At 45.7% G+C, this 15725-nt stretch carries 14 protein-coding genes; 8 read left to right on the top strand and 6 right to left on the bottom strand.

The features are described 5' to 3' along the window. The first annotated feature begins 43 nt into the window (after positions 1 to 43). From VEJY3_RS24545 to VEJY3_RS01515, 6 genes are all read left to right on the top strand, one after another. Positions 44 to 370 carry a DUF2607 family protein gene (locus VEJY3_RS24545; RefSeq protein WP_373423022.1) on the top strand — a complete coding sequence of 109 codons (327 nt, stop codon included), beginning with the start codon at positions 44 to 46 and terminating at the stop codon, positions 368 to 370. Positions 371 to 477: 107 nt separating this feature from the next. Further along, positions 478 to 1152: a DUF2796 domain-containing protein gene (locus VEJY3_RS01535; RefSeq protein ID WP_014230689.1), complete on the top strand. Its 675-nt coding sequence runs from the start codon at positions 478 to 480 to the stop codon at positions 1150 to 1152. A 52-nt stretch (positions 1153 to 1204) separates the two neighbouring features. Continuing rightward, a complete protein-coding gene (locus tag VEJY3_RS01530) occupies positions 1205 to 1933 on the top strand; it encodes an ABC transporter ATP-binding protein (protein ID WP_014230688.1) in 729 nt (242 codons plus the stop codon). Continuing rightward, positions 1930 to 3189: an ABC transporter permease gene (locus VEJY3_RS01525; protein WP_014230687.1), complete on the top strand. Its 1260-nt coding sequence runs from the start codon at positions 1930 to 1932 to the stop codon at positions 3187 to 3189. The genes VEJY3_RS01530 and VEJY3_RS01525 overlap by 4 nt, the downstream gene beginning before the upstream one ends. A gap of 4 nt (positions 3190 to 3193) precedes the next feature. After that, a complete protein-coding gene (locus VEJY3_RS01520; protein ID WP_014230686.1) occupies positions 3194 to 3691 on the top strand; it encodes a DUF3299 domain-containing protein in 498 nt (165 codons plus the stop codon). 482 nt (positions 3692 to 4173) lie between these two features. Further along, positions 4174 to 5079: a TIGR03899 family protein gene (locus tag VEJY3_RS01515; RefSeq protein ID WP_014230685.1), complete on the top strand. Its 906-nt coding sequence runs from the start codon at positions 4174 to 4176 to the stop codon at positions 5077 to 5079. Between the two features lie 90 nt (positions 5080 to 5169). Here the strand turns inward: VEJY3_RS01515 and cysC are convergent, their stop codons facing one another. The 5 genes from cysC to cobA form a co-directional block, all read right to left on the bottom strand. Further along, positions 5170 to 5787: an adenylyl-sulfate kinase gene (gene cysC / locus VEJY3_RS01510; RefSeq protein ID WP_014230684.1), complete on the bottom strand. Its 618-nt coding sequence runs from the start codon at positions 5785 to 5787 to the stop codon at positions 5170 to 5172. 24 nt (positions 5788 to 5811) lie between these two features. Beyond that, positions 5812 to 7536 carry an SLC13 family permease gene (locus VEJY3_RS01505; protein WP_014230683.1) on the bottom strand — a complete coding sequence of 575 codons (1725 nt, stop codon included), beginning with the start codon at positions 7534 to 7536 and terminating at the stop codon, positions 5812 to 5814. Positions 7537 to 7778: 242 nt separating this feature from the next. Further along, positions 7779 to 9209, bottom strand: coding sequence for a sulfate adenylyltransferase subunit CysN (gene cysN / locus VEJY3_RS01500; protein WP_014230682.1), 1431 nt, complete (start codon positions 9207 to 9209; stop codon positions 7779 to 7781). 18 nt (positions 9210 to 9227) lie between these two features. Then, positions 9228 to 10136, bottom strand: coding sequence for a sulfate adenylyltransferase subunit CysD (cysD, locus tag VEJY3_RS01495; protein WP_014230681.1), 909 nt, complete (start codon positions 10134 to 10136; stop codon positions 9228 to 9230). A 58-nt stretch (positions 10137 to 10194) separates the two neighbouring features. Further along, positions 10195 to 11070, bottom strand: coding sequence for a uroporphyrinogen-III C-methyltransferase (cobA, locus tag VEJY3_RS01490; RefSeq protein WP_014230680.1), 876 nt, complete (start codon positions 11068 to 11070; stop codon positions 10195 to 10197). Positions 11071 to 11333: 263 nt separating this feature from the next. Here cobA and VEJY3_RS01485 point away from each other — a divergent pair, with 263 nt between their 5' ends. Both VEJY3_RS01485 and VEJY3_RS01480 read left to right on the top strand, forming a co-directional pair. Continuing rightward, positions 11334 to 13295 (top strand): bifunctional 2',3'-cyclic-nucleotide 2'-phosphodiesterase/3'-nucleotidase, encoded by a 1962-nt coding sequence (locus VEJY3_RS01485; protein ID WP_014230679.1) that lies wholly within the window; start codon positions 11334 to 11336, stop codon positions 13293 to 13295. 117 nt (positions 13296 to 13412) lie between these two features. Further along, a complete protein-coding gene (locus tag VEJY3_RS01480) occupies positions 13413 to 13985 on the top strand; it encodes a Crp/Fnr family transcriptional regulator (protein WP_014230678.1) in 573 nt (190 codons plus the stop codon). Between the two features lie 54 nt (positions 13986 to 14039). Here the strand turns inward: VEJY3_RS01480 and dbpA are convergent, their stop codons facing one another. After that, the gene (dbpA, locus tag VEJY3_RS01475; protein WP_014230677.1) at positions 14040 to 15419 is read right to left on the bottom strand and encodes an ATP-dependent RNA helicase DbpA; all 1380 of its coding nucleotides are present in this window, start codon (positions 15417 to 15419) and stop codon (positions 14040 to 14042) included. Between the last annotated feature and the right edge of the window lie 306 nt (positions 15420 to 15725).

The following is a 15725-nucleotide window of genomic DNA, read 5'->3' as shown; positions in this document are numbered from 1 at the left end:
AAATGAGTGTTATATTATAACACTCAATTGGGTCTCAGGCGCTATGATGGTTCTCTCCAGGCAAACAACAATTCAACATTGCTATCGTACTGTTGTACTTTTCAGTACGGCTTTGCTGATCGTATGGAATTTTGCCAGCCTATTTCATCAAATGGATGTAACACCTGAGCATCACACGCACCATCACTGTCAAATGTTTGCTGGGACTCACCATGGTCTGGCAAAAGCTCAACCCACCATACCAGCCCAGACTTACACTCGGCTCAAGTTTCATGATGTAGTGGAAAACTCACTCCACCTAGAAGAAATACGCAGTTCTGCCCGCGCACCGCCTAATTTTGCTCAAGTTTCATTAACCCAAACCATTTAGTGTTATTAACTCGCACATTCGCGATTTTTAATAATGTATTAAAAGACTTAGTATCAATTGGGATGCATAATCATTCAAATTGATAGACGCAAAATTAGGAAAATAAAATGCCATCTAAACACACTTTGGCTCTTGTTATCGGCTTGTCTCTGTCTACTACAGCAATGGCAGAAGAATATCGCCAACACGATGCGCACGAGCATGGCCATGTAGAGTTTAACATCGCACAAGACGGCAAAGATTTGTTAGTTGAAATCACCGCTCCGGGTGCCGATGTGGTTGGTTTCGAACACGCTCCAGAGAACGCAGAGCAAGAGCAGCAATTAAAACAAGCGGTCGCAAAGCTGGAAGACACCAGCAGCCTTTTTACTATCAATTCACAAGCGGAATGTGACATCGCAGATGTACATGTAGAGCATACTCTTGGCGGCGCGCATGACGAACATGAAGGTCATGACCATGATGAGCATCATGATGAACACAAAGGCCATGATCACAGTGACCATGACGAACATGAACACCACGATGATCATGCAGACCATGCGAACCACGATGACCATGATGATCACGAAGGTCACGACCATGATGCGCACAGCAGCCATGGTGAGTTCTCAGCACAGTACCGCTTCAACTGTGAAAAGGTCAGCGAGCTGAGCACAATCAAAACGGCTTGGTTCAATCAATTCCCGAATACAGAATCAGTCAGCGTTAACCTGTTCACGGATACCACGCAATCAGCGACCAGTTTGAACAAAGACAACGCCGAAATCGTAATCAAATAAACCACATAGCGTGTAAGTACCCACTTACACGCTATTACTTTGGTAACTTTCTATGACTGATTCAATATCAAGCGTTGTTGAACTCAATAACGCCCAGTTTATTTGGCCGAGTTCAGACATCGCTACCATCGATATACCTCACTTACGCATCACGCCCGGTGAACATGTATTCATCAAAGGACCGAGCGGGTGTGGTAAGTCGACGCTTCTCGCGCTGCTGACCGGTATTAATACATTGAGTGCGGGTTCTCTATCGGTACTCGACACCGACTTATCGACTCTGTCTGCCAGCCAAAGAGACAAATTTCGAGCAGATCATATTGGCTATATTTTCCAGCAATTCAATCTGTTGCCCTACCTCAACGTAATCGAAAATGTCTTGCTTCCATGCCAATTTAGCAAAGTCAGACGTAATCGTATTGCAGCGAATGCCAGCAATCAGGCGTTAGCTGAACAGGCTTCGGCATTATTAGAAAGGCTGCATTTGCCACAAAGCCTGCATTCGCGTCCGGTATCCGAATTGAGTATCGGCCAGCAGCAGCGAGTTGCAGCAGCCAGAGCTCTGATGGGGCATCCTGCGTTAGTCATTGCTGACGAACCAACCTCTGCTTTGGATCATGACAATAGAATGGCTTTTATTGAGCTGCTTATGGAGCAAGCCAATCAAGTCAACGCGACCTTGGTATTTGTCAGCCATGATCCAACTCTGGAGCCTCTATTCAACCGTACCATTAACCTTCCTGATATTAACCAATGTAGTAGCGCTGGAGGTTTGTCATGACAGCGGTAGTGACACTCGCCTGGAAGAGCCTGATGAACCGTAAGGCGACGGCATTGCTCACCGTGATGACCGTTGCAATTTCTGTGGTTTTGCTACTTGGCGTTGAGCGAATTCGAACACAGGCCAAAGACAGTTTTGCCAATACGATTTCTGGTACCGACCTAATTATTGGTGGCCGTTCAGGTCAGGTAAACCTATTACTTTATTCAGTATTTCGAATTGGTAATGCCACCAACAACATCGACTGGAAGAGCTATCAAGAGTTCAGTCAGCACCGCTCCGTTGATTGGGCTATCCCAATTTCGCTGGGTGACTCCCACAAAGGCTTTCGTGTCATGGGCACCAACCACAGCTACTTCGAGCATTTCAAGTATGGAAGTAAGCAACCACTTACTTTCGAAAAAGGTCGAGAGTTCAAAGGATTATTTGAAACCGTCATTGGTGCAGATGTTGCTAAAGCACTGGGTTACCAAATAGGTAGCGAGATCATAATAGCTCATGGCATCAGTGATGTGGGCTTTAGCCGCCATGACAATCTTCCTTTCAAAGTCGTGGGTATTTTAGCCCCAACGGGGACACCAGTAGATAAAACCGTTCACGTATCTTTAGAAGCGATCGAAGCCATTCACGTAGGTTGGGAAAGTGGTGCGAATCTAGGAGCAGCACCAAAAGCCGAAGTTTTAAAAACCGTCGACTTTCAACCAAAGCAGATCACGGCGATGCTCGTCGGTTTAAAATCACGCATCCAAACGTTCGCCTTGCAACGACAAATCAATACCTACCCGCAAGAGCCGCTCAGTGCCATCATGCCGGGCGTTGCACTGCATGAATTGTGGGGAATGATGTCCGTCGCAGAGCAAGCGTTGATGGCAGTATCCGGTTTTGTCGTCGTAGCCGGGTTACTTGGCATGCTAAGCAGCCTACTGACAAGCTTGCAGGAGAGACGCCGGGAAATGGCTATTCTGCGTGCCATGGGCGCAAGACCACGCCATGTGTTTTCATTGCTAATCAGCGAAGCCAGTTTGCTGACCGCTGCGGGTATTATCTCAGGAGTTGCGGGGCTTTATTCCATTCTGGCTCTATTGCAACCGATCATGCAGCAACATTATGGTATACATCTGACACTAAGCTTTCTTTCTTCCTATGAATGGATGCTACTCGGTTTTGTCCAATGCGCTGGTATTATGATTGGTTTCATCCCAGCACTACGCGCTTATCGACAATCTCTGAGTGATGGAATGACAATAAGGATATAAACAAATGTGGAAAAAAATACTCGCTAGCTGCTTGCTGGTGATTTCTTTTACGGCACCGGTAATGGCAAGTGACGAGCCATTGAAGATCGACTGGCTTGATCTGGTTCCAGAATCAGAACGGAAACTGTTTGATAGTGTCGGCATGCCATCGGCGTCAGAGCATAGTGGTGGCGCTGCACAACAATCTAAGATTGGCAGTGTAAGAACAGAGTTGAATGGCAGTCTGGTAAAAATACCAGGATTTGTCATTCCGCTAGAAGGTGACGCCAACACAGTGACTGAGTTTCTGTTGGTACCCTACTTCGGGGCATGTATTCACGTTCCACCGCCACCACCAAATCAAATCATTTACGTGAAGTTCCCAGAGGGAGCGCCAGTTCAGGAGCTTTGGGATGTGGTTTACGTGGTCGGAACGCTTAAAACCGAAGTCATTAGCCATGAGCTAGCTCAAACAGCGTATTTGATCGAAGGGACAAAAATAGAAAGTTACGACGATATGTAATATCGCGAATTTTTAGGTAAACCCATGGCGTCGCTTAGGCGCCATTTTCATATGTGAAGAGATACCAGTCCGGATAAATAAGTAGTCAGGCTCTGCGTTGGAAAAATCGCTTAGGTCAAAGTACAACTTGCGGTAACTGGTTATTCTAATGACAAAACATATAACGCAGCTATCAGTGATCTCCACCCGAATGAATAAGCAAATGCTTATTTAGATTGGTGTTACATAATATAGCGAGACAGGTACGCTAGAACGCCCACATAGAGAATCAAAAGAAACGCTATCGACAGGTGCTTTTTCAGTTTGCTTGCTTCCGAGAACTTCATTGCCCCTCCAAAATAACGATAACAATTTTAACAATTTGTTATCATCTTGGATAGCCTTAATTTGATCAAATTTTGATAGTCACTTTCTGGTCGTTAAGCGGATTAAGATGTAAATTGAGGCAAGCGTGACTCGTCGCTACCTGAGTAGGAACATAAATGGCAGAATCAGCAAAGCAACCTAGCGTAATGGTACAACAGCCCAACTCCCAGCAACGTCCTAAAAACGACACGAAAAGCAGCTATATCAAAGACAGCGCCAGTCGAATTCAAAACATTGCACAAAGTTATGGACTCGATGCCTTGCTTCACGCCGATACTCCGAAGCAATCGACGTTTGAGAGAGCTCAGCTGCGCGAGCAACGACGTCAGGAGCAACGGCAACAGAACCTTGAACAGGTGTTAAAATTGGCCCACGGTGCTTGCCGAGACGAAACTGCGGGCGAGCCGGAACAGGATTGGTTGTATCGCTTTTTCGACATGGCTCAGGATATTCACAACAGCTCGATGCAAAAGCTATGGGCGCAGGTACTCAAACGTGAAGTCACGAACCCTGGCTCAACATCGATGAAGGCACTTAAAGCCCTCAAAGATATGTCACCTAAAGAAGCCCAGACACTACAAAGAGCTGCCTCTTTGGCTTGCAGCTTTGGTGGTGATGGCAGCCGTAAGTTGTTGATTGGTTACAAAGCTCAGAACGGTATTTTTAGCTTTGGCAAGCGAAATACCACCAGCAATCTGAACATGGGGACGTTCCAGCTCCCCTACTCCAGTTTATTGATGTTAATTGAGTTGGGACTGCTGCACAGTGCCGAGCTCGAGTCTGGAGAAATCAGTGTTGAAACACCCTTAATTCTCACGTACCAAGGTAAAAACCTATCACTCCACGCCAACACCAAAGGAGTAAGGTTGCTTTACTATCGATTTACCTTAACGGGCAACGAACTGTGCAAGCTGCTTGGCAACAAACCTAACACAGAATACTACGACCAATTAATTGCACTTATAAATCATAAGTTTACTGTAAATACAGAATCACACAGTCGCGTAGACCACACCGTTTAGTTATGCTTTAAGAGCTTTTGGTCACCTATGTTCCAAAAGCTCTTTAAACACTTTCACGACTTTTTAGTCACCTATGATCTAAATGCTTATTTAGCGGATCACACCACGCTGTTTTAAGTCATTGATACACAGTTCTACCAACTCATCGACACTCTTTTCTCCCGCTGGTAAATCTATTTCTGGGTTTTCAGGTGCTTGATATTCCGAATCAATACCCGTGAAGTTTGGAATTTCCCCAGCGCGAGCTTTACGGTACAACCCTTTAGGATCACGTCCTTCACACACCTCCAGAGAAGCATTGACAAACACTTCGATAAACTCACCTTCCGGCAATAGATCACGTACCAGTTGGCGCTCAGCTCGATGAGGGGAAATAAAAGCAGACAGCACAATCAAACCTGCGTCGGCCATCAACTTAGCCAACTCCCCGATACGGCGAATATTCTCGCGACGATCCTGCTCAGAAAAGCCTAAATCACTGCACAACCCGTGACGAACATTATCACCATCAAGTAAATAGGTATGGTAACCAAGCTCAGCAAGACGATTTTCCAATGCGCCCGCTACGGTTGATTTACCCGCACCAGATAAGCCCGTAAACCAGAGTACTGCTGGTTTTTGTTGCTTTAAGTCAGCTCGAAACTTTTTATCAACCGAGTGCTGATGCCAAACAATGTTTTCATCTTTTACCGTGGTGTCGGCTGTCATAACGTATCCTTGTAAATATCGGAATTAAAACGGAAAGAAGACCGGAATCAGTGTCAGTACTAATACGGAATACACAATAGAAATCGGCACACCAATTCGCACATAATCGGTCAATTTGTAATTACCTACGCTGTAAACCAACAAGTTAGTTTGATAACCGTAGGGAGAAATAAAGCTCGCACTTGCGCCAAACAGTACCGCCATAATAAATGGCATTGGATCGACGCCATACCCTATCGCCATACTGTAGCCGATAGGAAAAGAGAGCGCTGCAGCGGCGTTATTGGTGACTAATTCAGTTAACACCAGCGTCATGATATACGTCGCAACCAACGCGCCGAAAACGCCCCAGCCATTAAAGGCCTGGATAAACATCTCACCCATCCTGACGGATAACCCCGAAGAGATCATTAGCTGAGCTATCGAAAGCGCAGAGCCAACAATCACAACAATGTCGATCGGAAAACGTCGGCGAAGTTCAGAAACTTGCACAATGCCAAATGCCAGCAGGGATAAAATGTAAACCGCCAGCCCTTTTATGATTGGCACAAGATCCAGTAACGCACAGCCAATAACCGCCGCGAAACCGAGTAATACGATAGAAGATTTGTTTGCGTCCAGACGTGCGCTCGAGTCCAAATCATGCACCAATACGAACTCTTTACGATGCGCACGACGCTCAGATTCAAATCGCTTACCCGGAACCAACACTAAGGTGTCACCCGGGGCGAGTTTAATACTGCCCAGCCCGCCTTCGAGTCGCTCATGGCCACGGCGGATTGCGACAACAACCGCATCGAAACGGTCACGAAATCGGCTCTCTTTCAGAGTTTTATGACAAAAAGTAGCCGAAGAACTGACGACAACTTCGCGGAAGTTTTGTCCATTCAAGTGCTGATGACCAAACAGCGTCAGACCAGGGATTTCCTGCAACGTCGCGACACTTTCGACATCGCCACAAAACAGTAAACGATCTTTTGCATTAAGCACAAACTCAGGCCCGACTGACGAGACTGTAACGCCATCGCGTATGACTTCTGCCAAGAACAGTTTACGTAACGCACGTAAATTATTTTCGCTAACCGTGCGTCCAACTAATGGTGAGCCCGGCTCAACGCGTGATTCAAGGAAATAAGGCAGATCTTCCTGAGTTTGATCATCATAATTCGGCAGCAGGTAGCTCAGTGGAATCAAAATCAGTAAGCCACCAGCCAGAACCGCTAAACCAATCAGCGTCGGAGTAAAAAAACCTAAGCTAGGTAAGCCTGCATCTTCCACGAAGCTATTGATAATGAGGTTGGTCGACGTACCGATCAAGGTCAATGTGCCGCCCAAAATAGCCGCGTATGAAAGTGGAATTAATAGTTTTGACGGCGCATGCTGCTGGTTTCGCTTGATAGCGCCAATCAGAGATACAACAACAGCCGTATTGTTGGTGAACGACGATAGCAACGCCGTAGAGAGTCCCAACTTAGCGATAACGCTACCTAATTGTCCTTCAGAGATACTGCGACTGACCCAGCTGATTAGAAGCGTTTTTTCTAAGGCACACGACGCAAGTATTAGTAACACTAAGGTTAGTAATGACGAGTTGGTAAAGTTAGAGGCAATGGATGTCAAATCCATCATACCAGCTAGAAACGAAATAAAGGCTGCACCAGCAAAAACATAACTAGGCTTAATTTTCGTGACAAGCAAACAAGTGATAATGCCAAGCAAAATCGCTAATACAAATCCTTGTTCCCACATAGCCTTTCCTTACCAAATAGCCCGAACAGGGCGAAAACAGCGACTGCACATCAAATGTTGCAGAGCGAGAAAATAAGTAACCAGAGCAAAGCAAGCGAAAAAGAAAGCCAGAATGACTCACACTTCATCGTGCATTCTGGTTTCTGGGGGAAAGAGCCTGACTGCATTTCGCAACTCAGTCGGGCTAAAAACCTGAGCAGAAAAGAGGCAACATTGGCTCCTTCACTGCTCAGGAACACCAATTACTTTTTAAGTAATTGGCTTAGGTCTTTAGCTTCCCAATGCGGGAAGTGTTTGCGAACCAGTGCATTAAGCTCCAGTTCAAATGCAGAGATGTCAGTCAGATCACGCTCTACCAATGCCAGGCTTTCTTTCACCATACCGGCACCAACAGTAACGTTAGTCAGACGGTCGATAATGATGAAACCACCCGTGTCTGCACAATCTTGGTAATTATCAAGTGCAACAGACTCGTTCAATGACCACTCACACAAACCAATACCATTCAGTGGCAATTCAGCCGCACTATGGCTAGAAAGGTTGTTGATGTCGTATTGATGGCGAATCGTCTCAACGTGACCAACAGTTTTCTTGCCCGCGATCTTAATATCGTAATCACGACCTGGTTGAAGTGGCTGTTCAGTCATCCACACAACGTCTGCAAGAAGATGGTTTGTGGTTTCTACCTGAGCATTTTCTAAAACAATCAAATCACCACGGCTAATATCGATTTCGTCGTTCAAAGTCAGCGTTACTGCAAGACCTGCGCGTGCTTCTTCGATATCGCCATCGAAAGTTACGATTCGTGCAACTGTCGACGTTTTACCTGATGGAAGCGCTTTGATCTTGTCTCCCACTTTCACTGAACCTGAAGAAATCGTGCCAGCGAAACCACGGAAATCTAGGTTAGGACGGTTAACGTACTGAACCGGGAAACGGAATTCACCGCTGCCTTTCTCGTGGTCAATATCAACGTTTTCCAGTAGCTCAAGCAGTGACGGACCTTCAAACCAATCCAGGTTTTCACCTTTGTCGACCACGTTATCGCCTTCAAGCGCTGAAATCGGAATGATTTGAATATCAATATCACCGGTCAGCTTTTCAGAGAACTCAAGGTACTCATCACGAATCTCTTCAAAACGTGCTTGCGAGTAGTCAACCAAGTCCATTTTGTTGATTGCAACAACGAAATGCTTCAAGCCCAATAGGTTTGAAATGAATGAGTGACGACGAGTCTGATCAAGAATGCCTTTACGCGCATCAACAAGAATCACGGCTAAATCACACGTCGAAGCGCCTGTTGCCATGTTACGAGTGTATTGCTCATGCCCTGGAGTATCAGCAATGATGAACTTACGCTTCTGTGTAGAGAAGTAACGGTAAGCCACATCGATAGTGATACCCTGTTCGCGCTCTGCCTGCAGACCATCAACAAGTAGGGCTAAATCAGGCTTCTCACCTGTTGTACCTACGCGTTGGCTGTCTGAGTGCACTGCCGCTAGTTGATCTTCATAAATTTGTTTTGAGTCATGGAGTAAGCGACCAATAAGGGTACTCTTACCGTCATCAACAGAACCACAAGTCAGAAATCGAAGTAAAGACTTGTACTGGTGTTGTGTTAAATAGCCTTCGATACCAAGCTCGGCTAATTGAGCTTCAACTGCACTGTTCATTATCTTTCCTTAGATCCTTTAGAAGTAACCTTGACGTTTTTTAAGTTCCATCGATCCTGATTGATCATGGTCGATCGCTCGCCCTTGACGCTCACTCGATGTCGCCACCAGCATCTCTTCAATGATGCCCGTCAGCGTATTGGCTTCGGATTCGATCGCGCCGGTTAACGGGTAGCAACCTAAAGTACGGAAACGAACACTCTTCTCTTCTACTACTTCACCTGGCTGAATTTCCATGCGGTCATCATCAACCATGATCAACATGCCATCGCGCTCGACAACCGGACGCTTGTCAGCAAGGTAAAGCGGTACGATCTCAATATTTTCTAGATAGATGTATTGCCAAATATCCAGTTCTGTCCAGTTTGATAGAGGGAACACACGAATGCTCTCGCCTTTGTTCACCTGACCGTTGTAGGTTTTCCAAAGCTCTGGACGTTGGTTTTTTGGATCCCACGTATGGTTCTTATCGCGGAATGAATACACACGCTCTTTCGCACGTGATTTTTCTTCATCACGACGCGCACCACCGAAAGCCGCATCAAAACCGTATTTGTTTAGTGCTTGCTTAAGACCTTGAGTCTTCATGATGTCAGTGTGCTTTGAAGAACCGTGAACAAATGGGCTACAACCCATCGCAAGACCTTCTGGGTTCTTGTGAACCAAAAGCTCAAAACCGTATTTTTCTGCAGTACGGTCACGGAACTCAATCATCTCGCGGAATTTCCAGTCCGTATCGACATGCAAAAGTGGGAATGGAATTTTGCCCGGGTAAAACGCTTTACGCGCTAGGTGCAGCATCACTGATGAGTCTTTACCAATCGAATACATCATGACTGGGTTACCAAACTCAGCCGCAACTTCACGGATAATATGAATACTCTCCGCTTCGAGTTGTTTAAGGTGAGTTAAACGTTGTTGGTCCATGTTTTGTATTTCCTTTTAAGCTTGAAGGCGCATTACGTCTCTAATCTTTGGACTGAAATTATATGGAGTTGGCAATAGCACTTTTGTTGATTTCAGTACTAGACAAAAACCAGTCTAACTTTTGAGACAATCGCACCACTTCACCTACCACGATTAAAGAAGGAGATTGAGCGTCCTTCGATAAATCAGATAGTTGGGACAATTCTCCCGTAAATACTTTCTGTTCTATTTGCGTACCACGTTCGATAATAGCTATCGGTGTTGAGGCTGAGCGACCATGTTTAATAAGCTGACTCTGAATATAGTGTGATTTCATCAGCCCCATGTAGATCACTAAAGTCTGATTGCCGCGAGCCAGTGTCGACCAATCCATCTCGTCACTTTCTTCTTTCAAGTGGCCAGTGACAAAAATGGCTGATTGAGCGTAATCACGGTGAGTCAGAGGAATCCCAGCATAAGCTGTTGCTCCAGCCGCCGCGGTAATGCCAGGCACAACCTGAAAGCGCACACCAGCATCAGCCAGAACTTCGAGTTCTTCACCACCACGACCAAACACAAATGGATCGCCACCTTTTACTCGTACAACTCGGTATCCTTGTTTAGCGAAATCTACCAGCAGTTGATTGGTTTTCTCTTGCGGTACGCTATGGTGTCCAGCGCGCTTGCCAACACAAACCAAGATAGTATCGCTTGGGATCAACGCCATGATCTCTTCAGAAACAAGGTAGTCATACAAAACTACATCGGCTTGCTGTAAGCAGTTCAGTGCTTTGACAGTCAAAAGTTCAGGGTCACCCGGACCCGCACCAACGAGTGCAACTTCACCAGGCTGCAGTGAGCGCTTTGCAAATCGCGTTGTCACTGCCGTTGGGTTATCAGAAACCAAACGAGGCTTTGATGTGGGAAAAGTGGTGACTGTATCTTTCGCTGCCATGTGTTTGCTCATCGTCCATAGATTTTGGTATGCGTGCATTATGGCGGGGCGTTTATATTACCTGAAATTCTAAAATTTCATTTTTTATTCAAAAATCTGCTAAGAAGTTTTTGTTTGGTCTCATTCAAAAGCGTGAAAAAGCGGGCGTTTTATATGAAAAGGGTTCAGTAAAATGCGTTTTTTCACAATTTTCTGCACTTAAATCATCATGTTGCAAAGAATTTCGTTACATTTATCTTTTACCCCTTGAATTGGAGCACCTAATGAAATTGGCTGTTAATCCTATTTCCGTCGCGGTTTTGAGCGGAATGTTAACGCTTGCCGGACCAGCAATGGCTGAAACGATCAAGCTACGCATCATCGAAACGACTGACATTCACACCAACGTAATGGACTACGACTACTACAAAGACCAGCCGTCTCAGCAAATTGGTCTAAGCCGAGCCGCTACTCTGGTTAAACAAGCTCAATCAGAATCCGTAAACAACGTGCTAGTGGATAATGGTGACCTTATTCAGGGCAGCCCTATGGGTGACTATATGGCGGCAAAAGGGATTGAAGATGGCGAAATTCATCCCGTCTACAAAGCCATGAACCAACTTCATTACGAGGTCGGCAATATCGGTAACCATGAATTCAACTACGGTTTGGACTTTTTGCAAAAAGCGCTCGCAGGTGCCAACTTCCCCTACATCAACGCCAACGTCTTTGATAAAGAAACCGGTGAGCACTTGTTCAAACCTTATCTAATCAAAACCTACACCATGAAAGACACAGATGGTGAAACGCACCAAATCAAGGTCGGGTACATCGGTTTTGTGCCGCCGCAAATCATGGTCTGGGATAAAAAAAACCTGGAAGGAAAAGTCTTCGCCAAAGACATTAAAGAAACCGCTCAGAAGCTTGTCCCTCAAATGAAAGCGGAAGGCGCAGACGTGATTGTGGCCATCCCCCACTCTGGCGTTTCGACAGATCCATATAAGCTAGGGGCAGAAAACTCGGTTTACTACTTAACCCAGGTTGAAGGGATTGATGCGATTGCTTTTGGTCACTCTCATGCAGTCTTCCCAGGAAAAGGGTTTGAAAACCTGCAAGGTGTAGACAATGAGAATGGCACTATTAATGGTGTTACTGCGGTGATGCCAGGCCGCTGGGGAAGTCATGTTGGCGTCATGGACTTGGTCCTAAAACAAAAAGATGACAAATGGCACGTGGTTGACGGGCAATCTGAAGCACGTCCAATCTTTGATAAGGCCAACAAGGCATCTTTGGCAGAAGCTGACCCGGATATCGTAAAGGCATTAGAAGGTGACCATAAAGGAACTCGCGAATTCGTTAATCAACCGATTGGTAAAGCGAATGACGTGATGTACAGCTTCCTGTCTTTGGTTCAGGACGACCCGACGATCCAAATCGTGAATTTAGCGCAAAAAGATTATGTTGAACGATTTATTCAGGGCGACCCGGATTTAGAAGGCATTCCTGTACTCAGTGCAGCTGCGCCATTTAAAGCCGGCGGCCGTAAAAACGATCCCAATAACTTTACGGAAGTGGAATCAGGTCAACTGACTTTCCGTAACGCTGCCGATCTGTATTTGTACCCAAATACACTGGTCGCGCTAAAAGTGAAAGGCAAACAAGTTCAGGAATGGTTAGAGTGCAGCGCTGGTCAGTTTAAGCAGATTGATGTTGCTAACACCCAACCTCAATCTCTGATTGACTGGGATAATTTCCGTACCTACAACTTCGACGTGATTGACGGTGTTAATTATCAAATCGATGTAACCAAAGCACCTAAGTATGATGCAGGCTGTAAAGAGATAAACCCAGAGTCGCAGCGTATTGTGAATCTGACTTTCAACGGCAAACCGATCGATCCTAAACAAGACTTCCTTATCGCCACCAACAACTATCGAGCATACAGCAACACCTTCCCAGGTACAGGGCCAGACTTTATCGCGTTTGACTCACCAGATGAAAACCGTTCGGTCGTGGCGGCTTATATTTCACGAGTCAGTGAAGAACAAGGCGAAGTCACACCAAGTGCAGACAACAACTGGTCATTCGCGCCAATTAAATCGGACCAACCATTGGATATTCGCTTTGAGACTTCACCAAGTGATAAAGCAGCGAAGTTCATCAAAGACAAAGCGCAATACCCGATGAAGCAAGTGGCGACCGATGAAATCGGCTTTGCAATCTATCAAATTAATCTGAACCAGTAATCAAGGTTCTATAGCTATTAGCGGCTCTTCAGGGCCGCTTTTTTTATTAAGCGACTTTCTGTTGTTGAGCAAGAAACGTTAGAATGTATCAACGACTTTTAGACTTTTCTCCCCTTGATGCCAAACGACGTATTTTCTGACCTGACTAAAAATGGCTTTTCCGAACAAGAAGCCGCACAACTGATAGAGCATGGGCAAGAACTCGAATTGCCGACCAGACATATTCTCTGCAATCAGGGAGAATTTGGCTCGCATATCTATTTCATTCTCGAGGGACTATGCCATGCTAGCTACCTCACTGAACGAGGTAAGGAATTCAGTAAAGAATTCTATTGGGAAAAAGACTGGGTAATTGGTTTCGAAAGCGTCATCAACAACCAGCCTTCTCTCTATTTATTGGAAACACTCACTGCCTGTCGTTTATTTTGCTTACCTATCGAGACACTTCACCGTTGGCGTTCAGACAAGCATTCTATTTATCTCAAACTGCTGGAAACACAGTTGCTAAATAAAGAGCACAAAGAACGCTTTATGCTGCTTTACTCGCCGGAAGAACGTTATCAGTTGTTCTGCCAGCACTACCCCGATTTAGAACAACGAATTACCGATAGCCAAATTGCCGCCTATCTAGGGATTACAGCCATCAGTTTGAGCAGAATTAAAACGCGGTTAGCAAAAGACAACCAGTAAGCCAAAAACAAAAAAGGCTCTTCAAGAGAAGAGCCTTTACTTAAAATTAAATACTTATTTAAGAAGACGAGCTCGGAACTGACGTCCTTTCATCTTACCCGTGCTGATGGTTTGCAGAGCTTTCTTCGCCGCAGACTTCTCTACCGCCACATAAGCACGCATTGGGAACAAATGAATTTTGCCCACTTGAGCTCCCGGAATACCATTTTTCCCGGTTAAACAGCCTAGGATATCGCCCGGACGCACTTTTTGTTTTTTGCCACCGTCGATATTTATCGTCACCATTTTTGCTTGGTAAGGCTGTTGTTTTGATTTCTCTGGCAACGTCGCAGGAAGGATATCCATATCTAAATATTCTTCGATACGTGCAACACGTAAACCATCTTTCTCACCAAAGAAGCTGAACGCCAAACCTTTACTGCCCGCTCGGCCTGTACGACCAATGCGATGCACGTGTACTTCTGGGTCGCGAGACAATTCAAAGTTAAATACTGCATCCAGGTTATCAACATCCAAGCCGCGCGCCGCAACGTCTGTTGCCACCAGAATAGAAACGCTCTTATTCGCGAACTGAACCAACGCCTGATCGCGCTCACGCTGTTCTAAGTCACCATGAAGATCAATCACACTGAAGCCACGGTGATGCAGCTCATCCGCCACACTCTGCACTTCTTTTTTGGTGTTACAGAATACAACCGCAGATTCAGGTTGATGAGTAAGAAGAAGGTTTGCCAATGCTTCATCACGCGCTTCCGAGCCTTCGACTTTGTAGAAATACTGAGCGATGCTTGAGGTATCGTGTGTCGATTCCACTTTAATCATCTCAGGTGACTGCATGATACGTTGGGCAATTTGCTCGATCTTTTCAGGGAAAGTGGCACTGAAAAGCAACGTTTGACGTTTTTTCGGCGCTGCATCAATGATAGCGTCCAGCGCATCCTGGAAGCCCATGTCTAGCATGCGGTCAGCCTCATCCAGTACCAGCGTATTGAGCTCAGAAAGATCAATTCGGCCTTTCTCAAGGTGATCAAGAATACGCCCTGGAGTGCCAACCAGAATATGAGCGCCATGCTCCAGTGAACCAATTTGTGGTCCCATTGGCATACCGCCACACAATGTCAGAACTTTAATGTTATGGATACCACGCCCTAAAGTGCGGATTTCTTTCGCCACCTGATCAGCCAGTTCACGTGTAGGACATAACACCAAAGACTGCACACGGAATCGCTTCACATTTAGGTTAGATAAAACCCCAAGACCAAACGCAGCGGTTTTGCCCGAGCCAGTTTTACCCTGACCAATCACATCACGCTGGTTCAGGATCGCCGGCAAGCTCAATGCCTGAATTGGCGTCATGTGGGTGTAATTCATTGAATCAAGCGTCGCGAGTAACGCCGGGCTTAGCCCTACGTGGTCAAAAGTTTGTTTGCTCACAGGGGAATATCCTCAGGTGGGATGAAAAAGAGGGCACATTATCGCCAGATTTGTCAGGAAGACCAGTTAAAATTAATCTTATACCCAAATGACTTCAAGATGCAGGATTCAGAACTTTGTCACTGGCTCAAGTGCAAGGAAAATAACGCAGTGGAATAGCAAGCTCTTTCCAAGTTATTTGACGCAGAAATTGAGCCAGTGACACGTTCCCGAAGGGCGAGTTGTCTTGGCTCACAACCTTTGTTAACGATTCTTGATTTAGAACCACTAGATCATCAAATCGTTGCCTCGTCTGTGAACCAAGTC

Source organism: Vibrio sp. EJY3 (assembly GCF_000241385.1).
Lineage (GTDB): Bacteria > Pseudomonadota > Gammaproteobacteria > Enterobacterales > Vibrionaceae > Vibrio > Vibrio natriegens.
This window is presented reverse-complemented; position numbering and strand designations above follow the sequence as displayed.